Genomic DNA, 21,459 nt, shown 5'->3' with positions numbered 1-21,459 from the left:
GGAAAAGGCGCTCTACGAGCTTCAGTGCTTGAGCACACGGGACAGGAAGCTCCTGGTGCGTTCTTGCTGCGGAGAGTCGAACAGCGTGACCGGCGCCGCCTGCTCGACGATCTCGCCGCGATCGATGAAAACCACGCGATCGGCGACCTCGCGGGCGAAGCCCATCTCGTGGGTGACGATGATCATGGTCATGCCCTCACGGGCAAGTTCGCGCATGGCATCGAGCACTTCGCCGATCATCTCCGGATCGAGTGCCGAGGTGGGTTCGTCGAAGAGCATCAGGCGGGGCTCCATGGCCAGTGCCCTGGCCAGGGCGACGCGCTGTTGCTGCCCTCCGGAGAGTTGCGACGGATACTTGTCGGCCTGGTCGGCGATACCGACGCGTTCGAGCAGCCTATAGGCGGTCTCGGTGGCATCGGCCCGGCTCCAGCCGCGTACCTTCATGGGGGCCAGCGTGACATTGTCGAGTACGCTGAGATGCGGGAACAAGTTGAACTGCTGGAACACCATGCCGACTTCTGTGCGGATCTTCTGCAGTGCGCGGCCGCTCTTGCCGTCCGGGAGCAGCTCGTTGCCGTCGACCTCGATGTGGCCGGCCTGAAACTCCTCGAGGCCGTTGATGCAGCGAATCAGGGTGGACTTGCCCGAGCCGCTGGCGCCGATCACCACCACCACCTCGCCGGAGGCGACGGCCAGATCGATGTCCTTGAGCACGTGCAACTCGCCAAAGTGCTTGTTGACCTTGTCCATGTGCACGATGGGGTCAGCGTCGGCGTGTGTATCGTCTCGGCTCATGTCGCGCTCCTTATTGTCCGACCAGGCCCTTGCGCTCTAGCAGGCGCAGGGCAAATGACAGGCTCAGGGTTATCGCCAGATAGAGGAGGGCGACCATCAAGTAGACTTCCAGGGCGTTGAAAGTGGTGGCGATGTAGACCTGGCCCTGACGTACCAGCTCACCGACCCCGATCACCGAGAACAGCGAGGTGTCCTTGATGCTGATGATGCCCTGGTTGCCGAGCGGCGGGATCATGCGGCGGAAGGCCTGGGGCCAGATGATGTAGCGGAACGACTGCACGCGCGAGAGGCCGAGCGACAGACTGGCTTCGCGCTGGCCGCGCTCGATCGATTGCACGCCGCCGCGCACGATCTCCGAGATGTAGGCGCCGGAGTTGACCGCGATGGCGGCGATGCCGGCTACCAGGGCGTTGATCGGCCCGCCGAGGATCTGCGGCAGGCCATAGAAGATGAACAGCACCTGAACCAGTACCGGGGTGCCGCGAAAGATCTCGATATAGGCGATCGCAGGCACTCGCAGCCAGATGACCGGGCTGATGCGCAGCAGGCCGAACAGGATGCCGATCAGGAAACCGATGGCCAGCCCGCCGAAGGAGATCAGCAGGGTGTAGGGAATCCCCTTGAGCAGAAAGGGGATGGAGGCGAAGGCCGCCTCCCAGTCGAATTGGAAGGTGACGTCCACTTGGGTTCTCCGCTCAGGATGCGCCTCGGAAACCGGGAGACGCGGGCCGATGACAACGCCGCGGGGTCAGGTCGAGGACCCGACCCCGCGTCAGGAGCGCTGGGCTATCACTCGTCGCTGGCGCTGCCGAACCACTTCTCGTGGATCTCGTCGTAGGTACCGTCCTGGCGCATCTCGGCCAGAGCCTGGTTGGCGGGTTCGACCCACTCGCTACCCTTGACGAAGACGATGCCGTACTGCTGGCCCTCGTAGAGCGGGCCGACCACCTTGGCCCGGCCCTCGCCGCGGGTCTGAGCGAAGTAGCTGACATTGGGCGCGTCGTAGAACACGGCATCGGCACTGCCGCCGAGCAGCGCCATGTACATGTCGCTGCTGCCGGGATAAGGGGTGATCTCGGCACTGTCGCCGAGGTGTTCCTGCAGGAAATCGTAGCTGGTGGAGCCGACCTTGGTGGCGATGGTCTTGCCTTCGAGGTCTTCGATCTCTTCGACGCCCTCCTCGTCGGCGCGCACCAGGATCTTCAGGCCGCTGTCGTAGTAGGGGTCGGAGAAGTCGACGATCTCGGCGCGCTCCTCGGTGATGGTGATGCCGGCGATGGCGACGTCCACGTTGCCGGTCTGGACGGCGGGGATGATGCCGTTGAAATCCATGGTGTTGAGTTCGTAATCGAACCCGGCCCGTTCGGCCACTGCGGCGATGATGTCCATGTCGAAACCGACCATTTCGCCGGTTTCCTGATCCATCATCTCGAAAGGGACGAAGCTCGGGTCGGTGACTACATCGAGTGTTTCATTGGCGCCAGCCAGGCTGGATAGGCCCAGTCCACAGGCGATGCCGGTAACCAGGGTGGCCGTCTTCACGTGTCGTTTCATACGTTTCCCCATGGTGAATTGTTGTGGCGTTACGCCTTTCAACCATGGCGAGTCCACGGGGAAGCGTCAAGTCAAGGGGTTAGACCATGAAGGAAGCACCGCAGCCGCAGGTGGTCGTGGCGTTGGGGTTCTGAACCAGGAAGCGGGCACCGGCCAGCCCCTCCTCGTAATCGACGGTGGAGCCCACGAGATATTGGTAAGAGAGCTCGTCGACGACCAGCGCAACGTTACCGAATTCGATGAGGGTGTCGTCTTCGCCGACCGATTCGGCGAAGTCGAAGCCGTACTGAAAACCCGAACAGCCGCCTCCCGTCACGTAGACGCGAAGCTTGAGTTCGGGCCTGCCTTCCTCCTTGACGAGTGCCTGGAGGCGGTTTCTGGCAGCCTCGGAGAGCATCATCGGAGTGGGCATGAAGGTTTCGGCGCCGCTCATGGGCATCCTCCCCTGAGCTGAGAAATGGGTAACAGGGGATTATCCCCAATCCCAAGCAAAAGGGTCAACTATTGCCGAGGCGGGCCTGTCTACCGCCCTCGGCAAAGCGCGCGATGGAGGGTCACGGCATCAGTGCGGGTGCGGCGAGACCGGCGTTCTCGGCGAAGCCGAACATCAGGTTGAGGTTCTGCACCGCCTGGCCCGAGGCACCCTTGACCAGGTTGTCGATCACCGATAGTACCACCACGGTGTCGCCGTCACCGGGGCGATGCACCGCCAGACGGCAGACGTTGGCACCCTTGACGCTGCGCGTTTCCGGATGGCTGCCGGCGGGCATCACGTCGACGAAGGGCTCGTCGGCGAAGCGCCGCTCGAACAGCGCCTGGAGATCGCCCGGCTCACCCTTCAGGCGACCGTAGAGGGTGGCATGGATACCGCGGATCATCGGGGTCAGGTGCGGCACGAAGGTCAGACCCACCGCGCCTCCGGCGGCATCGCCGAGGCCTTGGCGGATTTCCGGCAGGTGACGGTGGCCGGAGGCGCCATAGGCCTTCATCGACTCGCTGGCCTCGGCCAGCAGTGAGGGAACCTTGGCCCCGCGGCCGGCGCCGGTGACGCCGGACTTGCAGTCGGCAATGATGTGCTCGGCGTCGATCAGCCCGGCCTCGAGCAGCGGCAGCAGCCCCAGTTGGACCGCCGTTGGATAGCAGCCGGGCACGGCGATGAGGCGTGCCTGGCGAATGCGGTCGCGATGCAGCTCGGGCAGACCGTAGACGGCTTCGTCGAGCAGTTCCGGGGCGCCATGCGGCTGGCCGTACCACTCGGCCCATACCTCGGCATCGCGCAGGCGGAAATCGGCGGAAAGATCGATCACCCGGGTCCCTTGGGCGAGCAATTCGCCGGCCAGGGCATGGGCGACCCCATGCGGCGTGGCGAAGAAAACCGCGTCGCAGGCGCCCAGGCGGTGAGAATCGGGCTCGCTGAAGGCCAGGGCGTCGTAGTGGCCGCGCAGGTTGGGGTACATGTCGCAGACGCGAACGCCGGCCTCCGAGCGGGAGGTAATGGCTTCGACCTCCACCTCGGGATGCTGGGCCAGCAGCCTGAGCAATTCGACGCCGGTGTATCCGGTACCGCCGACGATTCCGACCTTGATCACAACGCGACTCCTTCGAAGTTGGCCTGGCAGAGCGACCGCCAACGGGACCGCCCCTATGCAGATATGATACACAAGAGAAGGGGCGGCGACTCAACCGCCTTGACGCCGCTTTCAAGGACCCGACTGCACAGGAAACTTGCCGTGCCGCGCCTTTCGCTTCCCTCTTTCAGCCTCGAAGGCTTTCGCCGCAAGTTGGCCAGTGTCGACGCCTTGCCGCAGTTGTGCGTGCTCGGGGTCATATCAGGCGTCGTGACCGGTGCGGTGATGGTCGGTTTCCGGCTGCTGCTCGAGCTGGGGGGGCTGCTGTTCATGCCGGCAGGCAACCACGAGGCGTTCGAAGGGTTGGCGCCGGAGTTTCGTGCCGCCCTGCCGCTGATCGCCGTGGCGTTGATCGGCATCTTCCTGTGGCGCCAGCCGGCGGCGGCACGCAAGCTAGGCGTTGCCCACGTCATCGAGCGCCTCACTTATCACCAGGGCCGCTTCCCCCTGCGCAACTGGATCAACCAGTGGTGGGTGGGGGTGGCCACGGTGCTGGGTGGCCTCTCCGCCGGCCGCGAGGGGCCGGCCATCCATCTCGGGGCAGCCGCGGCCAGCGGACTCGGCCAGCGTTTGCGGCTGCCGCACAACAGCCTGCGAGTGCTGGTGGCCTGCGGTACGGCGGCGGGTATCTCGGCGTCGTTCAATACGCCGATCGCCGGGGTCATCTTCGCCATGGAAGTGGTGATGATGGAATACACCATTGCCGGTTTCATGCCGGTCATCTTGGCCTCCACCATGGGCGCATTGATGGCCATGCTGGTGTACGGTTCGGAACCCGCCATACAGGTTCCCAGCGTCAGCCTGGGGTCGCTGATGAATCTGCCCTGGATCGTGATCACTGCGCTGTTCATCGGCCTGCTGGCCGGGGCATTCATCCACGTGTCGAGAAGCGAGCGTCTCAGCGGTCTGCCGGTGGTGCTGCGCCTGGCACTGGTGGCTCTGGCCACGGCAGCGGTGGCGTGGTGGTATCCCGATGTGCAGGGCATCGGCTATGACAGCCTGGATGCATCGCTGGCGGGGAGCCTGTCCGTCGACGTGCTGCTGGCGCTGGTAGTGGCCAAGCTGTTGCTGACCGCCGTCACCGTGGCCAGCGGTATTCCCATCGGTATCATCGGCCCGGTGTTGGTGGTCGGGGCCGCGGCCGGGGCGCTGGCGGATCTGGTGGGAGCATGGCTGTTCCCGCAGTTGGGCGTAGAGCCAGGGTTTTACGCCATGCTCGGCATGGCGGCCATGATGGGTGCGGTACTGCAGGCGCCGTTGGCGGCGCTGATGGCGCTGCTGGAATTGACCCACAATCCCAATATCATTCTCCCTGGCATGCTGGCGGTGGTGGTCTCGGGGCTGACGGCCCGTCAGCTTTGCCGCTGTGATGGTTTCTTCATAAGCGTGACCCGCCATGGTCTGCACCCGTTGCAGCAGCCCTTGATGCAGGCGCTGTCACGGGTCTCGGTACCGGCGGTCATGGAGCGCAGCTTCGTGAGCACGCCACGCATGGTGACCCGCGATCAGGCGCGCGCCTTGCTCGATGCCAAGCCGGCCTGGATCCTGATCCTGCGCTCCACCGGCGACAAGCCGACGCTGGCGCTCAAGGCGGCCGACCTGGCCCGGGCGCTGATTGACGATAAAGAGTTGGAGGAGATCACCACCGAGGAGGCGTTGATCGACCTTCTCGAGGTCCCGGGGCTGCGCCTGGAGATGGCACCGATCCATTTACAGGCGACCCTGTCGGAAGCCTTCGAACGGCTCAACGACCAGGCGGTCGATGCCCTGTATGTGGAGTATGGTCGACGCCCGAAGCACAAGCGGATTTCCGGTATCATCACCCGCGGTGCCATCGAGCGTTACTATTCACTCAAGTAAACCTTCGGCTGCTGACGTGTCGTCATTACGCTTCTGGGAGAAAGCATGTATCTCTGGATCAAGGCCCTGCACATCGTGGCCGTCGTGACCTGGTTTGCCGCGCTGTTCTATCTGCCGCGCTTGTATGTCTACCATGCCATGGCGCGTGACAAGGGGGAGCAGCAGGCCATCGACACCTTCAGCGTGATGGAGCGCAAGCTTTACCGCGGCATCATGACCCCATCGATGATCGCGGTTATCGGGCTCGGGAGCTGGCTGCTCTATCTCATGCCCCACTGGCTTGGCATGGGTTGGATGCACGTCAAGCTGCTCTTGGTGGCCTTGCTGGTGGTCTACCACCACATCTGTCTGGTTTACCTGAAGCAGTTTGCCTCAGGCCGTTGCCGGCGTTCCCATGTGTTTTTCCGTTGGTTCAACGAACTGCCGGTGATCGCCTTGCTGGTCATCGTGATCCTGGTCGTGCTCAAGCCGTTCTGATCATGTCGAGCAAAATGAACGAACAACGCCCGGTCGTACTGGTGCTGGCCGGCCACGACCCCACCGGAGGCGCGGGACTCACCGCCGACGGCGAAGCGATCGCTGCCTGCGGCGGCTGGGCGGTTACGGTGCCCACGGCATTGACGGTACAGGACTGCCGTGACGTGCATAGCGTGGTACCGGTAGCAGCCAACCTGATCGGTGACATGGCTCGGCAGTTGGGCGAGTTCCATCTGGCAGCGATCAAGGTCGGGCTGATAGCCAGCCTCGAGACGCTCGACGCCGTGGTGGACGTCGTCAAGTCGCATCCCGGGGTGCCGGTGGTGGTCGACCCGGTGCTCAAGGCAGGGGGAGGGAAAGAGTTATCCACAGCGACTTTGGTCGATGCCTTTCGCGCGAGATTGCTTCCTCTTGTGGATATCCTGACGCCCAATCGTCTCGAGCTGGCGCGCCTTGCCGGACCGCAGGCGCAGGATGACCAGGCGCGCGCCCTGCGGTTGCTGTCGCTAGGGTGCCGTGGCGTGCTGGTGAGCGGCAGCGACGATCCGGCAGCCGGCGTTCCGGATGACACGGTCGAGCTGACGCTGTACGCAGAAGGCGATCGCTTCGCCTGGCGCTGGCCGCGGCTGGCGGGGAGCTTTCACGGCTCGGGCTGCACCCTGGCTGCCGCACTGGCGGCACGCCTCGCCGCCGGTGAGCCGCTGCATCCGGCGTGCGAGCAGGCCCAGCGCTTCACCTGGCAGGCCTTGGCGCATGCCTGGCGGCCGGACGAAAACGGTCAGGCGTTGCCGCGGCGCATGGCTTGGCCGAGTCGGCAGCCCGATACGGCGGCGGGCGTGACCCCTGCCGATGGCAGTCATGAAATACCAGGGGACTCCACCGGCGATTCCAAGGTTATCCAAGAAGTTATCCACAGACCGGGCGATGCGAGCTCGGCACTTCCCGTGACGGGACCAAACCATTTTCGAGACCGCAATGAGGCTGATATGACCACTTCCGCAACGCTCTTCGAACAGGCCTGCCGCCATATCCCCGGCGGTGTCAATTCTCCCGTCCGCGCCTTCAAGGGGCTGCATCGGCCCCCGGTATTCATCGAGCGGGCACAGGGGGCCTATCTGTTCGACGTGGAGGGCAAGCGCTACGTCGATTACGTCGGTTCCTGGGGACCGATGATTACCGGACACGCCGACCCCGAGGTACTGAGTGCCGTGCGCAGCCGGCTCGACCATGGTCTCTCGTTCGGCACGCCGACTGCCATCGAAACCACCATGGCCGATCTGATCTGCGACATGATCCCGTCGATCGAGCTGGTACGCATGGTCAACTCGGGGACCGAGGCCACCATGTCGGCGATTCGCCTGGCACGCGGCTTCACCGGGCGTGACAAGATCGTCAAGTTCGAGGGCAACTACCACGGCCACTCCGACTCACTGCTGGTCAAGGCCGGCTCCGGTGCCTTGACCCACGGCGAGCCCAGCTCGCCCGGTGTGCCCGCTTCGCTGGCGGAGCACACCATCACCCTCTCCTACAATGATCTCGACGAGGTGGAAGCCTGCTTCGAGGAAATCGGCAGCCAGATCGCCTGCATCATCGTCGAGCCGGTGGCCGGCAACATGAACTGCATCCCGCCGCAGCCCGGCTTCCTCGACACTCTGCGCCGGGTTTGCACCGAATACGGGAGTGTGCTGATCTTTGATGAGGTGATGACCGGATTCCGGGTGGCCATGGGCGGTGCCCAGGCGCATTACGGCATCGAGCCCGACCTGACCTGTCTGGGCAAGATCGTCGGGGGCGGCATGCCGGTGGGCGCCTTTGGCGGCAAGCGTGAGATCATGGAGCAGATCTCTCCGCTGGGGCCGGTCTACCAGGCGGGTACGCTGGCGGGCAATCCCCTGGCCATGGCGGCGGGCATTGCGCTGTTGACCAAGCTGCGCGAACCCGGCTTCCACGATGCCCTGGCCCAGCGCGTCGAGACGCTCTGCCACGGCCTGCAGGAGCGTGCCGATGCCGCCGGCGTCGACATGATCACCCAGCGTGCCGGCGGGATGTTCGGATTGTTCTTCACCGGACAGTCCCGGGTCGACAACTTCGCCCAGGCCACGGCTTGCGATGCAGATGCCTTCCGTCGCTTCTTCGCGGCGATGCTGGACGAAGGCGTCTACCTGGCACCCTCGGCGTACGAGGCGGGCTTCATGTCCAGTGCCCACACGCCGGAGGACATCCAATGGACGCTGGACGCTGCCGAGAAGGCCTTTGCCCAGGTGTGCCAGCATTGAACAAGCCCAATCGTTAACGGGAGTGAACATGGACGCCACTTCAGCACCCTGCCCAACCTCTTCATCGAGCGCCATCGGCGTAGATGAATTGCTCGATTCGCTGGTGGCGTACCATCGTGCTCTCGTCGACGACCTTCCCTATGTGGCGGCGTCGGGGTGTCTGGCCGCGACCCGTGGGCTGGTCGAGGATGAAGTGCGCACGCTCGAGTTGCATCTGGCCGGCGAGGAGGATCGGCGCACTCTTCTCCGACTACGGGACTGGCTGGAACAGGAAATGAGGCGTCTCGAACCCTGGTTCGACGAACGCGGCGAGCCTCGTCCAAGCTGGATCGTAGGTCATCAGACGATGCCGCTGTGCGACCGGCAGCGCTTGATCATGTCCAACCCGCTCGATCTGGACCCGGCCGACCCGCTCGCCGGCCGCTGTCTCGACTCCGGGTTCGACCTGGTCTCGCTGCTGGTGGGACTATATGTCCGTGACGAGACGCGACTCGCTCATTACGCCTTCGATCGCTATTTGCGATTGTCGGGGGATTATGCCCTCACCCGCCTCGTTTCCGTCTTTGCCGTATGCCGTTCGCTTGCGGGTGCCCGGCGTGCACTGCAGCGCTGGACATCGGGGCGTGGCACGGCGTTTCATCTGGCCGAAGTGATGACCGAGTGTCGCCGCTATCTCGGCCTGGCCGAGCGAGTCTCCAATTTCCGCTTTCCTCCTCTGATCGTCGGGGTCGGTGTATCGGGCAGCGGCAAGAGCCGCTTCATGGCCGAGGTCGTCGAGCGGTTGGGCGCAGTGCGGCTGTGCTCGGATGCCGAACGGCGGCGCCTCTTCGGTTTTTATCCACAAGCGGTCGAGCCTGATCCTGCTGTGGATATCTTCAGTACTGAGACGACGGACCGCACCTATCGTCGTTTGGCCAGTTTGGCCGGATTGCTGCTCGATGCCGGCATTCCGACCTGTATCGACGCCACCTGCTTGACCTACGCCCAGCGCCAGCTGTTAAGGCAGCAGGGCGAAGCACGTGGCCTGCCGGTGCTCATCGTGAGCTTCGAAGCCGACGAGGAAACACTCCGGGCGCGCATCGTCAAGCGCGCTAGGCGACAGGGGGGCGAGCCGGCGACGAGCCTCAAGGTGCTCGAGCGTCAGCTTTCTCTCTTCGAGTCGTATCGTGAGGAAGAGCGCCAGCATCTTCTGCATCTCGACACTACCGCCGACAACGCTTCCGACACGCTGGCGATGTTGATCCAGCAGAGAGTGTTTGCGGGCTGAACAGCTTTTCTCTTAGGCGAAAAACTGGCCGATACCCGGTATTTCTTGAGCAAATGGCGCAGCCTTTCGCCAGGAGGAGGCTGTCCATGTAAGCAAATCGAAACAGAGTAATTTTGTTATAACCCATTGATTGTAAACAACAACGACAAAACATCCAGTTAAATTCTAAAAAACTGTTAACTCTCCGTTACCTGCCGATCCGTATTCTCTCTGTTAGTTCATGTAACGCCAGTCATGCGAGATTCCTTCCTATTGTTTCTGTTTTGTAAGCATTTGTTTTGCTGGGATTGTGCAGAGTCGTGGCACAAAGAATGCGATAGGTATCGCGACCGCTGTCTCTGGCTTTCGACAGGAAAAGGGAGGCGAAAAGGGGGGTTGTTTCTTTCGCCATTTTTCACGAGACATCTCAGGCAGACAGGTCATTTTGGGAACAAAACATCATGCATGATAGGGAGTACTTAACATGAAAAAGTATTACGTGATTGCTGGGTCTTCCATGCTGGCTTTGGTACTAGCCGTTTCGAATGCGCACGCCAACCCCAGTTCTGGTGCGGCCGAAAACGTGGATCAGCAGGTCAACTCTGCCGCGCTGGCCGTTGGCGGCAGCGGTGGCAACAGTACCGGCGGCAATGGTGGCAACGGCGGCAGCAGCAATAGCGGCGCAGCTTCAGGTGCCTGGAACAATGCCAGCGACATGGACGACGGGGCCGATGCAGGCAGTGACGCCGAGATTTCCGCAAATAGCAACGCATCCAGCGGTGCTGGGAACGGCGGTGCCGGCGGCATGGGTGGTGCCGGCGGGGCTGCGGGTGCCGGCGGCGATGCCTGGGCCATGAGCGAGTCCTACAACACCAGCACCAGCGTGGTGGCGATCCAGGATCTGCGTTCCACCGTAACTGGTTCTCGTATCAACATCACGGCCGGAAATGGAGCGGCAGGCGGTTCCGGTAGCAGCGGCGGCGATGCCCTCGGCGTGAGCGCTGGCGTGGGCGTCGGCGGCTCCGGCGGCGATGGCACCGGTGGCAGCGGTGGTCACTCCGTGGCGGCCGGTGGTGACGGCGCCGGTGGCGGTGATGGTGCTGGCCTGGGCCTGGGCCTGGGTCTTGGCGCAGGCCAGGGTGGCAGTGCCGACGGCAGCAACGGCAGCGGTGGCGCCGATAGCAGCGCCGTGGGCGGGTTGGCTGGCAACGTCGCCGGGGATGACGTCGAGGACAACGTATCTACCTCTGCGGGCGGCAGCAGCAGCGGCGACGCCACTGCCTCGCCCACTGTCGCAGGCGGCACCGGTGGGGCCGGCAGCGGCACCGGCAGCGGCACCGGCAGCGGCACCGGCACCGGTGGTGCTGGCGGCTCCGGCGGCGATGCCATGGCCGGTAACGGAGGCAACTCCACCGGCAATGGCGGTGGCGGCGGTGGCGGCACCGGCACCGGCGGTAATGCCTATGCCTATGCCGGCAACGGTGGAAACGGCGGTAATGGCGGCAACGGTGGCAATGCCACACTTGCCACCGGCAACGCTTCCATGGCTGCAGGTGCCGGTACGTTCGGCGGTATCGCCAACATGAACCTGTCCACTGGCATCTACAACTCGCAGCTTGCGGGCACCAACGTGGCAGCGCACAGCAACGTCAATATCGGCAACTGATATGGCTTGCTTGCACTGAACGTGAAGGGCCGGTGACCGCATTGCCGGCCCTTCCTTGGTTCCACCGTTGAAACTGTGGAAGAGGGAGCGATGCCATGAAGCGTATCGGGCGAAGCATGCAGGTTGCGCTGGTGGTTGGCTTGAGCCTTGCCAGCCCGCTGATGATGGCAGAGGACGACGTGACGAAGGGTTTCGATGCGTTCCATCGCATCGAGGCGAGTGAGCTTCAGGACGTGACCGGCAGGGAAGGTTTCCGCGATCTGATCAACGTCCAGAGCATTCAGAGCCTGGAAGCGGCGGCAAAGGGGGCATCCTTCACCGCCGATACGATCGTCTCGGGCAGCATCAACGTCGAGGCCAACGCCATGGACAATGTCTCGGGCATTACCTTGATGAATCTCATGACAGGGCATGCCAATGCGGTCTCGACGGGGGTCAGCATCAGCATCTATGCGCCCCAGTAAGGCTGGGGAGCGACGGAGGTGGAGAATGGCCGGAACTCTACGGTGGCTCGGCTTAGCGCTGGCATGTGTTGGCATGAGCCTGCAGGCGAAACCGCTGAAGGCGGCCGGCGTGACGATCGCGCTGAACGGTGGCTTCGGCTCCGTGACGGTCGCGGCGAGAAGCCATCACGAGATGCGTTGGGACGGCGTCGTCGCCCAGCAGTACGACTACAGCTGCGGGGCTGCTGCGGTGGCGACACTGCTCACCTATCACTATGACCGGCCCACCACTGAGGCGGACGTCTTCGAGTCGATGATTCGCACAGGGGAAGTCGAGCAGATTCGGGAGCAGGGTTTCTCCATGCTCGACATGAAACGCTACCTCGACGGCCAAGGACTCAACTCGGACGGTTTCCGGGTCGGGCTCGATGACCTGGAGCGCATCGGTATTCCCGCCATAACCCTGATCAATACGGGGGGATACCGACACTTCGTCGTGTTCAAGGGAGTGGATGGCGATAGCGTACTGCTCGGCGACCCTGCCGTGGGCACCGTGGCAGTGCCCAGGGCGCACTTCGAGTCGATCTGGAGTGGCCTGGTGTTGGGGGCCCGTGCCGATACCGCCATTGCCAAGGCTAACTTCAACCATGAGCGAGACTGGCGCATCCGGCCATCGGCTCCGGTCGGCAGCGGTATCGACCGGGCCGATGTGGCCTCGATGCTGCTGCAGCTGCCAGCAATCAACGAACTTGGGCGGTAAATGCGATGAAAACATGCCGAAGCTCTTGGCGAGCGATCACCTGTCATCCTGAGGACGCGATGCAACCGGCCCCGGCTTTACGTAGCGAACTCTTCGGCTGGTTTGGCGTGGTGTCACTGTGCCTGTCGAGCGCCACGCTGCAGGCGGCCGACTTTGCCTACTTGGAGCCTATCGACGAGGTGGAAATGAGTGAATTGCGGGGAGGCTTCCAGCTCTCTGGGCTCGATATGAGCTTCGGTGCTACCCTCCAGACCCTGGTGGACAACGTGCGGATGGATACCGTCTTCATCATCAACGGGACGGGCGCCGAGGTCGTATCCCAGACGATCACTCAGCATGGCGTAATTGATGGTCAGCTCGTCAACCAGGTCGGGCAGGGGAGCGGCAAGACCATCATGGAGTTGACGCCGAGCGGTATCAACCTTTCCGGAATGAAGGACTTCCCCGGCCTGGTAGTGAACGACAGCAAGGGTTTCACCTCGGTGTTCCATTCGGTGACGCAGGACGCCATCCTTGGCGGTGTAGTCAGCGATGCGTCAGGGCGGGACATCCGGCAACAGCTCGATATTGGCGTACAAGTCAATAACCTGCCGGCGTTGCAAGCAGCCCAGCAACGTCACTTCATCACGAACTCACTGGCCCGTTGAGCGCGGCTTTCTCGCCTTGCCTTTCCTGCGCAGTGAGGCCCGGTATTTATAAACTGCACCGGGCCTCTGGCGGGACTCAGAACACGTTGGAGCCGAAGGGAATCCGTAGCGTCAGCACGGTATTGGGGGCATCGTCGGTCACCCCCAGCTCCAGGCCGAGGTTGACCGAGACGTCCTGGTTGAGTTGATAGGACCAGCCCAGCAGCAGCGAGCCGACATTAAGGGTGCGTGAGCTCTGGGTCACTCTGGTACCGTCGTCGAAGTACTCGGTTTCTGTCTTGCCGATGAAATCATTCTTGAAGCCCAGCGTGAAGGAGGCACGGGGGTTGATGGCATATGCCATGCCGAAGCTCAACCGCACTGCATCGCCCGGATCGACCTCGCCGATGCGCAACTCATCGGTGAGTCGCGTGTCGACATCGTCGCTCATGTTGTAGAGGTAGCCGATGTTGGCGAAGAATACTGCCGGATCGGAGGGAAAGAGCGCGGTAATGCTGGGCTCGATGGCATGAAAGCCTGAGCCGGTAGCCAGCTCCTGCTCGATGCCGTCAGCGTCGCGAGAAATGTCGAAGGGGCCGTCTCCGGTAACGCTCTTGTAGCGTAGGTTGCCGACGAAGAAGGGCCAGCCATTCTGGCCGCGGTTGAGCTGATAGCGCGCGGTGACTTCGATATCTCCCAAGCCGTTGCCGGAAAGATCGCGATCGATATCGAAGCTGTCGTCCCCGACCGTGGGAACCGTGGCTCGCACGGTATCATCGCGATAGACATAGGGCACCTTGAGTTCCATCTCGAGCCGGTCGGTGACCCCTAGCCGTCCGGTCAGCGCGGCGGTCCAGACGTCCCGTTCGGCCTCTTCGGCGCTGAACACCCCAATAAGAAGGGTGCTGAGAATCTCGACGCCGCGAAAGGTCAGGCGGTTGACCCCTGAATGGGAGTACTGCAGCGAAGGTTCCAATACCAATCTTCCGCGTGGCGTCAGTACGCCACCGATGTCCGCGATGGCCTGGACTTCGGGCTGCTCGGGCGGCGCCTCAACCGGCGCTTGGCCTACCGGCGACGTGATGCCGCCCGGAGCTGCGGTGTCCTGGGCCGCGACGCCCTGAGAAAGGGCGAGACCCAGTGCGGTGTTGAACAGCAAGAAGTTAATTTTATTCATGTTTCTCTTCCCTTGAAGTTCCAGTTCCGAGGAACCGTCATGGTGGATGTCGGTCATTGGTTCGCTGGATGTCATACTTGTCCAGCAGGCGGTAGAGGGTGACGCGAGAGACCCCTAGCTCTCGCGCTGTGCGTGCAATATTGTACCGGTTTCGCTTGAGCGCATTGAGGATGGTGTGGCGTTCGGCCTGCTCTCGGATTTCCTCCAGGGTGGGTGGCTGATGAGGCGTGCCAGGGTTGGCGATCGGTATGTCCTCCTCCTCGATATGGGGAGGATTCGACATGAGCATGGCGCGGCAGACCGTATTCATCAGTTCGCGAATATTGCCCGGCCAGTCATGGTTCTGCAGGAGCGATATGGCTTGAGGACTGAAACCCTCAAGCCCATCAGGCCGGTACTGGCTGAACTGCTCGAAGAAGTGTTCGACGAGTGGCGCAATGTCCGCTTTTCTTTCTCGTAGTGGTGGAATCGTGATCTCGAGCACGTTCAGGCGGTAGAAGAGATCCAGCCTGAAACGTCCCTCTTCTACGAGGGTAGGGACATGCCTGTTCGTCGCCGCAACGATGCGCACGTCAGCCTGGGTTTCCTTGCGGCTGCCGAGACGGAAGAAGCAATGACTCTCGATGAAGCGCAACAGGGTCGCCTGGAGGTCATAGGGAAGCTCGCTGATCTCATCCAGGAACAGGGTGCCCCCGGAGGCGGCCTCGATCTTCCCCATGCGCTGGCAATGGGCATCCGTGAATGCGCCCTTTTCGAAGCCGAAGAGTTCGGATTGAATCAAGTTGGGCGGAATGGCCCCGCAGTTGATCGCAACGAACGGAGCATGCGCACGGGAGGAAAGCTCATGGATGGCCCTGGCGGCCAGCTCCTTGCCAGTCCCCGATTCGCCGCTGATGAACACTGGGGCATCGACGTCAGCCAAGGTCCGGATCTTCTTCACGACCCGACGCATGCTGGGTGAGGTACCGATCAAGCTCTTCTTGGCAACATGGAGAACGGCTTTCCTGTCGGCATTGAGTGATACGGCACGCTGCCGGTAAATGCTGCGCAACAGGCAAACCAGACCGGCCAGATCCTCTTGGAAATGAACGCTGTGGAACATCCGGGCAAGTGCCGGACGAATACGGGGATCGCTGGCTTGACGTGGATTGGCCAAGGCTACCCAGTCAAAGCCGCTGTCGAGAACCAGGCTTTCCAGCATCGACACGTGATCCGCATCTTCTTCCAGAAGCTGCACGAGTCCGACATCGAAATCGTCATTTGCCATGGCATGGCGTGCTTGCTGATGATTCTCGGCGAGCGTAACGAGACAACCCTGCTCGTCGAGTGCCGCCAGCATCTTGCATGAGCGTTCAGAAACCCGGTCCAGCAGCATGACGTTGGGGGGCGTTTCCATGACGGATATCCCTATTGGCTGCGCTCAAGCATTACTTCAATTCCTGGCCTGCCTCAGTGGCGTGCCTCGCGCTTATAGCTGGGAGGTACGCTGAACAGGTTCCGTCTGGCCCAGTTCATGGCTTGTAGCCGGTTGTGAACCTTTATTTTCCTGAAGATGTTGTAAAGATGGGATTTTACGGTATGTTCGCTGACGAACAGTTTTTCGGCGATCTCCGAATTGGTGGCTCCCGTGCCGAGAAGCCCGATGATCTCCAGTTCACGCTGGGTCAATCCACAGGCTGGACGATAGGAGTTCATCTGCTGGCGACGTAGAAGCTGGATCATGCGAGACATCAAAGTTCGCGACATCCAGAGACTGCCGCTCTGGAGTGCCTCGATTCCCTTGCAGATTAGCTCTACGCTGTCGTTCCGATAGAATATGCCCTGTAGGTTGAGTGACGAGAGCAGCTCGACGGCGTGTCCCTCGTCGCGCACGTTGAAGGCCGCGAGGCTGATGGTTTCCTTGCCATCCGCTGCCGCCTGCCAGCGCTGCATGTTGGCTTCGCCCAAGTGGTCCAGATCGAGTATCACCAGGACGTTATCTCCCTCACTCATGGATGGCATGGCCTCGGTATCGACAGCGACGACCTCATGCTCCAGCTGTTGCTGGAGGTGCTCGATGAACAGCTTCGACTGGGGATTGATGGCGGTTACCAGAAAGATCCGAAAGTCCATGCTTGTCATGATCCCTTCCCCCTTATTTATTCGTAGTCCTACATGTAAAGAAATGTAAATTTTGCCGCCATTTTCGAGTCTCGGTCAAAAACAGCAAGGTGGTTAATATGTTTTTTTCATGAAAATATTCTGCTTATTACTTTTCTCTATGTAGTCTCATACCAAGCGCTGCCTCCTCTGGTACTGAATTGACTAGGCACGCGGGTCCACTTTTTTCTTAGCTGCAGAGTTATTTTCAGTAAAAACAATAATTTATAAATATTCGCCCGTGTGATGGAGGTGCCTCTTAGGACAAAATTCCCCATTGCTCTCGCCTCCTTGAGGTATGAGAGTGTAGCGGATAGAGAAGTATTTTTTTCATACTAAACGACAGTGGAAAGCACCATTCTGCGCTGCCCTGACCAACCCATCCTCGCCCTAGGTGGGCACCCATAGGGCTGCGCCGAGATACCCGTTGGTGCGGCCGCAAGGAGCAGCAGGCTCATGCCGAGGTGAAGGGACAAGCGGTCTCTTCGGTCGTTCTGTCCAGGCCGTGCTTTTCAATCAGTCGATAAAGCGTTACCCGTGATACGCCCAGTTCTTCGGCGGCTTGCTTGACCTTTTGCCTGTTGCGACCCAGGGCTTGTCGCAAGGCATCTCTCTCGGCGCAGTTGCGAGCCTCCTCCAGGGTCACGACATGGCGACTGGATGCGCGTCGTTCTAGGCCCAGATCCGACGGCTTGATCAGACGCTGCTCACACATGACCATGGCGCGACGTACACGATTGATGAGCTCCCGAATATTGCCCGGCCAGTGATGCTGCTGCATGAGTACCAGAGCATCCTGGCTGAAACCCTGTACTTTCAAGGATTTTTCTTCGGCGAATTTATCGAAGAAAAACCTGGCCAGGATTTCTATGTCCTCCTGGCGTTCTCTCAGCGGTGGAATGGCGACCTGCAGCACGTTGAGGCGATGGTAGAGGTCCTCGCGGAACCGTCCCTCCTCGATTGCCTTCGTTAGATCCACGTGGGTAGCCGAAAGGACGCGAACATCGACGTGTACCTCTTCGAGTGCACCGATGCGCTGAATCGTTTTTTCCTCGAGAAAACGCAGCAGATTGACTTGCAGTTCAAGGGACAGGTCACCGATCTCGTCGAGGAACAACGTGCCGCCCGAGGCGGCTTCGATCTGGCCGATCTTACGTTGGTTGGCGCCGGTGAAGGCACCTTTCTCATGACCGAACAGTTCGGACTGAATCAGGTTGCTGGGTAGGGCACCACAATTCACGGCAACGAAAGGCGCAGTAGCGCGTCGTGAGCGTTCGTGTATGGCGCGGGCGGCAAGTTCCTTGCCCGTGCCCGACTCACCGCTGATGAATACGGGAGCCTCCACGGAGGCTACCCGGCGTATGGTGTCGAACACCTTTTGCATGACCGGTACCGTGCCGACCATGTCGAATTCGGTCTCCCTTGGCCGTTTTGATGCGGCCTCCTCCTTCCTGAGCCGTTTCATGGCCACTGCGTGCCGCAGGAGGCAATCGACCTGCTCGATGTCGATCGGCTCCGCCTGGTAGGCCATGAAAAGGCTTCCCAGCGCTTTGCAGATCCAGGGGTCGTCGAGCACGGACTCACGCACCATGGCGATCCACTCCATTCTCGATCGAGCGATCAACTTTTCTATATTTTTCAGTTCGTTAGCTTGGTCATGATGAAGAAAGCAGATACCTGCCTCATGTTCGGTTTCATTCAGCAGAGATTGTGCCGCTTCCAGGCTCTCGGCAAGGTTGATATGCCACCCTTTGCCTGCCATGCGCTCAATGAATCTTTGCCTGTCATCTGACACGGAATCGATCAACAAGAGTGCTGTGTCTTTTTCCATGAGTCGCTCGTCTTCATTGAATACGTAATAGGATTCCTTCTGCTCCTAGCGAGCTACAGCGAAACCGTCGAAGGCTAGGTTGGATAGAAGGAAATTTCTGGAAAATAGCGACCAGCCGTCACTGGTTGATCTAATATTACTAATGTAAGTGTCAGTTAGTTCTGCTCGGGTTTTCATCAACTGATCGACGCATTTCCATCCGGCAGTCGCGCCACACTGTTGCCACCCTACGCAAGCCCAGTGTAAAGATAGGTTACAAAAACGGTATCAACAAGCTGCAGGTGCATTGCCTCGTGGTCGTCTTGTAACGACTTTTATATTGTGCTTCGACGCGCAAGTCGCGACAGCGAAGGCAGTTCTGCCAAGTCCTTGCGTCGTGTAACATACTGGAGTGACATCCTGCATGAGGAGCGGTTGTGTCCCCCACAGATGAGCTGGTTCTGGCCAGCGCCAATCCCGGCAAGATCCGCGAGTTCCGCCAGCTTTTCGCTGACCTGGGATTACGTGTCCGTCCCCAGTCGGAATTCGGCGTGGTCGATGTCGAGGAAACCGGGCTCACCTTCGTCGAGAACGCCCTGCTCAAGGCGCGTGCCGCCAGTCGTGCCAGTGGCCTGCCGGCACTGGCCGACGACTCGGGGCTCGAGGTGGATTTCCTTTCGGGACGGCCGGGCATCTATTCGGCACGCTACGCCGGAGAACCCAAGAGCGATGCGCGCAACAATGCCAAGCTGCTGGAGGCCCTGAGCGGGGTATCGGGGCCCGCTCGTAGCGGGCGCTACTGGTGTGCGCTGGTCTACCTGCGTCACGCCGACGATCCGGTACCGCTTATCGTTCAGCGCAGCTGGGAAGGGGAGATTCTGCAGCAGCCGCGAGGAGAGGGGGGATTCGGCTATGACCCGCTGTTCTGGCTGCCGTCGCTCGGCAGGAGCGTGGCGGAGCTCGATAGCGAGGAGAAGAACCGCCTCAGCCACCGCGGACGTGCCCTCGAAGCGATGCTGGCGGCCCTGCGCGAGGCGAGCCGGCGCTGATGCCAGCCGCAATTCGGGACGTATCGATTCTGCCCCCCCTGGCCCTCTACGTGCACGTGCCCTGGTGCGTGCGCAAGTGCCCCTACTGCGATTTCAATTCTCATAGCGTCGGCAGGGGAGGCGAGTTGCCGGAAGACGAGTATCTGGCCGCCCTGCTCGACGATCTCGATGCCGACCTGCCGCTGGCGGCGGGCCGGCCCCTGGTCAGCATCTTCATCGGCGGCGGGACGCCGAGCCTGATGTCGGCTGGGTTCTACCAGCGCCTCCTCGCTGAGCTGGCCCGGCGCCTGCCGTTTGCCGAAGACATCGAGATCACCCTGGAAGCCAACCCCGGCACGCTGGAGCGCGGGCGTTTCCGGGGCTACCGCCGGGCTGGCATCAATCGGCTATCGCTCGGCGTGCAGAGTTTCCAGTCGGCCCAGCTCGAGGCCCTGGGGCGCATACACAGCGGCGAGGATGCCGTGACCGCGGTCGAGGAGGCGCGCACGGCCGGCTTCGACAACCTCAATCTCGATCTGATGCACAGCCTGCCCGGGCAGACCCCCGAGCTGGCCCTGGCCGACCTGGAGCGTGCCCTGACGCTGACGCCGGAGCATCTTTCCTGGTACCAGCTCACCCTCGAACCCAACACCGAGTTTCACTCCAGGCCACCAGTGCTACCGGAGGAGGAAGTGCTGTGGGACATCCAGGACCTTGGCCATGAGCGGCTCGAGGCCGAAGGGTTGTCGCGCTATGAGATTTCCGCCTATGCGCAACCCGGGCGACGCTCCCGGCACAACCTCAACTACTGGCGCTTCGGTGACTACCTGGGCATCGGGGCCGGCAGTCACGGCAAGCTGAGTGCCGTGGACGAGTCGGGGCGGCTCCAGATAGAGCGCCGCTGGAAGACGCGCCAGCCCGAGGCCTACCTGCGCCGCCGTCGCGATCCACGCGGCTTCGTGGCCGGCAGCAGCCGGGTCGGTGAGGCCGAGCTGCCGCTCGAGTTCGCCATGAATGCGCTGCGCCTCGTCGACGGCGTGGCCATGGCTGACTGGCAGGCCCACACCGGGCGCCCTCTCGCGGTGCTGAACGAGCGGCTCGCTGTGGCATACGAAAAAGGACTTCTTGTGGAAGATCGCGAAAGGCTTCAGGCTTCACCGCGAGGTCTATTATTCTTGAACGAGTTGCTGGCGCTCGTGGACGACGCCGGCACGGAATGATCTCGTTACCCTGATCTGGAGATTGCTCATGCTCAAAGCTACCCGATTCGTTGCCCCTCTTGCGGCTGCCTTGCTGCTTGCCGGTTGTGCCACCACCGATCCTTATTCGGGGCAGACCCAGCGCAACAAGACCCTATCGGGAGCCGGGATAGGGGCAGCGGTTGGTGCCGCCGCCGGTGCTCTCTCGGGCGACGGCAGCACCAGCCGACGCGATCGCGCGCTGATCGGGGCCGCCGTGGGTGCGGCGGCGGGTGCCGGTATCGGTGCCTACATGGATCGCCAGGAGCAACAGCTGCGCGAAAGCATGCAGGGCACCGGCGTCGGCGTCGAGCGCCGCGGCGATGATATCGTGCTCAATATGCCCAGCAGCGTGACGTTCGGCTTCGACTCCAGCGATCTTACCGTACAGGCGCGCAATGCGCTCAATGACGTGGCCAACGTGCTGACCCAATATACCGATACCCGCGTCAACATCGCCGGGCATACCGACAGCACGGGCGACGACGCCTATAACCAACGCCTCTCTGAGCGCCGTGCCCAGGCCGTCGGCGAGTACTTGGCACAGTCGGGCGTGGCACGCAACCGACTCTCCATGACCGGTTACGGCGAGAGCCAGCCGGTAGCAAGCAACGATACCGAGGAAGGCCGAGCCCAGAACCGTCGCGTCGAGATCACGCTGACGCCGATCGAGTCACAATTCCAGCAGCAGTAAGCGCCAAACGCAGGCGTTGCCTTGCGGGCCCGCCACTGTGGA

General features: G+C 61.8%; 20 protein-coding genes and 1 pseudogene. 12 read left to right on the top strand and 9 right to left on the bottom strand.

Going from position 1 to position 21,459, the window contains the following annotated elements:
• Positions 1–21 precede the first annotated feature (21 nt).
• The 5 genes from KPL81_RS17405 to argC form a co-directional block, all read right to left on the bottom strand.
• Positions 22–795, bottom strand: a complete 774-nt coding sequence (locus KPL81_RS17405) for an amino acid ABC transporter ATP-binding protein (protein WP_240549361.1) — start codon at positions 793–795, stop codon at positions 22–24.
• A 10-nt stretch (positions 796–805) separates the two neighbouring features.
• A complete protein-coding gene (locus KPL81_RS17400) occupies positions 806–1,477 on the bottom strand; it encodes an amino acid ABC transporter permease (protein WP_219793261.1) in 672 nt (223 codons plus the stop codon).
• A 107-nt stretch (positions 1,478–1,584) separates the two neighbouring features.
• Entirely contained in the window at positions 1,585–2,349 is a 765-nt protein-coding gene (locus KPL81_RS17395) for a transporter substrate-binding domain-containing protein (RefSeq protein WP_219793260.1), read from the bottom strand.
• 79 nt (positions 2,350–2,428) lie between these two features.
• Entirely contained in the window at positions 2,429–2,782 is a 354-nt protein-coding gene (gene erpA, locus KPL81_RS17390) for an iron-sulfur cluster insertion protein ErpA (RefSeq protein WP_209475067.1), read from the bottom strand.
• 121 nt (positions 2,783–2,903) lie between these two features.
• Complete coding sequence (gene argC / locus KPL81_RS17385; protein ID WP_219793259.1) at positions 2,904–3,938, bottom strand: N-acetyl-gamma-glutamyl-phosphate reductase; 1,035 nt, start codon at positions 3,936–3,938, stop codon at positions 2,904–2,906.
• Positions 3,939–4,079: 141 nt separating this feature from the next.
• Between argC and KPL81_RS17380 the strand changes: the two genes are divergently transcribed.
• The 9 genes and pseudogenes from KPL81_RS17380 to KPL81_RS17340 all read left to right on the top strand — a co-directional run bounded on the left by KPL81_RS17380 (position 4,080) and on the right by KPL81_RS17340 (position 13,352).
• Positions 4,080–5,837: a chloride channel protein gene (locus tag KPL81_RS17380; RefSeq protein ID WP_219793258.1), complete on the top strand. Its 1,758-nt coding sequence runs from the start codon at positions 4,080–4,082 to the stop codon at positions 5,835–5,837.
• A gap of 45 nt (positions 5,838–5,882) precedes the next feature.
• On the top strand, positions 5,883–6,314 hold the full coding sequence (hemJ, locus tag KPL81_RS17375; protein ID WP_219793257.1) for a protoporphyrinogen oxidase HemJ: 432 nt from the start codon (positions 5,883–5,885) through the stop codon (positions 6,312–6,314).
• Between the two features lie 14 nt (positions 6,315–6,328).
• Positions 6,329–7,129 (top strand): annotated as a pseudogene (gene thiD / locus KPL81_RS17370) (bifunctional hydroxymethylpyrimidine kinase/phosphomethylpyrimidine kinase); the annotation flags it as partial.
• 171 nt (positions 7,130–7,300) lie between these two features.
• Positions 7,301–8,590, top strand: a complete 1,290-nt coding sequence (gene hemL, locus KPL81_RS17365; protein ID WP_219793407.1) for a glutamate-1-semialdehyde 2,1-aminomutase — start codon at positions 7,301–7,303, stop codon at positions 8,588–8,590.
• A gap of 28 nt (positions 8,591–8,618) precedes the next feature.
• Complete coding sequence (locus tag KPL81_RS17360) at positions 8,619–9,857, top strand: P-loop nucleotide/nucleoside kinase family protein (RefSeq protein ID WP_219793256.1); 1,239 nt, start codon at positions 8,619–8,621, stop codon at positions 9,855–9,857.
• Positions 9,858–10,320: 463 nt separating this feature from the next.
• Positions 10,321–11,502 carry a hypothetical protein gene (locus tag KPL81_RS17355; RefSeq protein ID WP_219793255.1) on the top strand — a complete coding sequence of 394 codons (1,182 nt, stop codon included), beginning with the start codon at positions 10,321–10,323 and terminating at the stop codon, positions 11,500–11,502.
• A 95-nt stretch (positions 11,503–11,597) separates the two neighbouring features.
• Positions 11,598–11,966, top strand: a complete 369-nt coding sequence (locus KPL81_RS17350; RefSeq protein ID WP_219793254.1) for a hypothetical protein — start codon at positions 11,598–11,600, stop codon at positions 11,964–11,966.
• 73 nt (positions 11,967–12,039) lie between these two features.
• Positions 12,040–12,705: a C39 family peptidase gene (locus KPL81_RS17345; protein ID WP_240549360.1), complete on the top strand. Its 666-nt coding sequence runs from the start codon at positions 12,040–12,042 to the stop codon at positions 12,703–12,705.
• Between the two features lie 59 nt (positions 12,706–12,764).
• On the top strand, positions 12,765–13,352 hold the full coding sequence (locus KPL81_RS17340; RefSeq protein ID WP_219793252.1) for a hypothetical protein: 588 nt from the start codon (positions 12,765–12,767) through the stop codon (positions 13,350–13,352).
• A 76-nt stretch (positions 13,353–13,428) separates the two neighbouring features.
• Here the strand turns inward: KPL81_RS17340 and KPL81_RS17335 are convergent, their stop codons facing one another.
• From KPL81_RS17335 to KPL81_RS17320, 4 genes are all read right to left on the bottom strand, one after another.
• Positions 13,429–14,508 carry a transporter family protein gene (locus KPL81_RS17335; protein WP_219793251.1) on the bottom strand — a complete coding sequence of 360 codons (1,080 nt, stop codon included), beginning with the start codon at positions 14,506–14,508 and terminating at the stop codon, positions 13,429–13,431.
• Between the two features lie 37 nt (positions 14,509–14,545).
• Positions 14,546–15,904: a sigma-54 interaction domain-containing protein gene (locus KPL81_RS17330; RefSeq protein ID WP_219793250.1), complete on the bottom strand. Its 1,359-nt coding sequence runs from the start codon at positions 15,902–15,904 to the stop codon at positions 14,546–14,548.
• Positions 15,905–15,957: 53 nt separating this feature from the next.
• Positions 15,958–16,629 carry a LuxR C-terminal-related transcriptional regulator gene (locus tag KPL81_RS17325; protein WP_209475087.1) on the bottom strand — a complete coding sequence of 224 codons (672 nt, stop codon included), beginning with the start codon at positions 16,627–16,629 and terminating at the stop codon, positions 15,958–15,960.
• A gap of 472 nt (positions 16,630–17,101) precedes the next feature.
• Positions 17,102–18,478: a sigma-54 dependent transcriptional regulator gene (locus KPL81_RS17320; protein ID WP_219793249.1), complete on the bottom strand. Its 1,377-nt coding sequence runs from the start codon at positions 18,476–18,478 to the stop codon at positions 17,102–17,104.
• A 416-nt stretch (positions 18,479–18,894) separates the two neighbouring features.
• Here KPL81_RS17320 and rdgB point away from each other — a divergent pair, with 416 nt between their 5' ends.
• The 3 genes from rdgB to KPL81_RS17305 are packed head-to-tail and all read left to right on the top strand — an operon-like array spanning position 18,895 to position 21,417.
• Positions 18,895–19,506 carry an RdgB/HAM1 family non-canonical purine NTP pyrophosphatase gene (rdgB, locus tag KPL81_RS17315; protein WP_219793248.1) on the top strand — a complete coding sequence of 204 codons (612 nt, stop codon included), beginning with the start codon at positions 18,895–18,897 and terminating at the stop codon, positions 19,504–19,506.
• A complete protein-coding gene (gene hemW / locus KPL81_RS17310; protein ID WP_219793247.1) occupies positions 19,506–20,705 on the top strand; it encodes a radical SAM family heme chaperone HemW in 1,200 nt (399 codons plus the stop codon). Before rdgB ends, hemW begins: the two co-directional genes overlap by 1 nt.
• Before the next feature lie 28 nt (positions 20,706–20,733).
• Complete coding sequence (locus tag KPL81_RS17305; RefSeq protein ID WP_219793246.1) at positions 20,734–21,417, top strand: YiaD family glycine zipper/OmpA-like lipoprotein; 684 nt, start codon at positions 20,734–20,736, stop codon at positions 21,415–21,417.
• Positions 21,418–21,459: the final 42 nt, after the last annotated feature.

Origin of the sequence: Billgrantia antri (assembly GCF_019430905.1) — a bacterium.
Lineage (GTDB): Bacteria > Pseudomonadota > Gammaproteobacteria > Pseudomonadales > Halomonadaceae > Halomonas > Halomonas antri.
Note: the sequence above shows the minus strand (reverse complement) of the source record. Positions and strands in the feature narration are given on the sequence as shown.

Bases quoted from the DNA above. Each gene is read 5' to 3' on its own strand.
- KPL81_RS17405 (WP_240549361.1), bottom strand. From the start codon at position 795: ATGAGCCGAGACGATACACACGCCGACGCTGACCCCATCGTGCACATG.
- KPL81_RS17395 (WP_219793260.1), bottom strand. From the start codon at position 2,349: ATGAAACGACACGTGAAGACGGCCACCCTGGTTACCGGCATCGCCTGT.
- erpA (WP_209475067.1), bottom strand. From the start codon at position 2,782: ATGAGCGGCGCCGAAACCTTCATGCCCACTCCGATGATGCTCTCCGAG.
- hemJ (WP_219793257.1), top strand. From the start codon at position 5,883: ATGTATCTCTGGATCAAGGCCCTGCACATCGTGGCCGTCGTGACCTGG.
- hemL (WP_219793407.1), top strand. From the start codon at position 7,301: ATGACCACTTCCGCAACGCTCTTCGAACAGGCCTGCCGCCATATCCCC.
- KPL81_RS17360 (WP_219793256.1), top strand. From the start codon at position 8,619: ATGGACGCCACTTCAGCACCCTGCCCAACCTCTTCATCGAGCGCCATC.
- KPL81_RS17355 (WP_219793255.1), top strand. From the start codon at position 10,321: ATGAAAAAGTATTACGTGATTGCTGGGTCTTCCATGCTGGCTTTGGTA.
- KPL81_RS17350 (WP_219793254.1), top strand. From the start codon at position 11,598: ATGAAGCGTATCGGGCGAAGCATGCAGGTTGCGCTGGTGGTTGGCTTG.
- KPL81_RS17345 (WP_240549360.1), top strand. From the start codon at position 12,040: ATGAGCCTGCAGGCGAAACCGCTGAAGGCGGCCGGCGTGACGATCGCG.
- KPL81_RS17340 (WP_219793252.1), top strand. From the start codon at position 12,765: ATGCAACCGGCCCCGGCTTTACGTAGCGAACTCTTCGGCTGGTTTGGC.
- KPL81_RS17335 (WP_219793251.1), bottom strand. From the start codon at position 14,508: ATGAATAAAATTAACTTCTTGCTGTTCAACACCGCACTGGGTCTCGCC.
- KPL81_RS17330 (WP_219793250.1), bottom strand. From the start codon at position 15,904: ATGGAAACGCCCCCCAACGTCATGCTGCTGGACCGGGTTTCTGAACGC.
- KPL81_RS17325 (WP_209475087.1), bottom strand. From the start codon at position 16,629: ATGACAAGCATGGACTTTCGGATCTTTCTGGTAACCGCCATCAATCCC.
- KPL81_RS17320 (WP_219793249.1), bottom strand. From the start codon at position 18,478: ATGGAAAAAGACACAGCACTCTTGTTGATCGATTCCGTGTCAGATGAC.
- hemW (WP_219793247.1), top strand. From the start codon at position 19,506: ATGCCAGCCGCAATTCGGGACGTATCGATTCTGCCCCCCCTGGCCCTC.
- KPL81_RS17305 (WP_219793246.1), top strand. From the start codon at position 20,734: ATGCTCAAAGCTACCCGATTCGTTGCCCCTCTTGCGGCTGCCTTGCTG.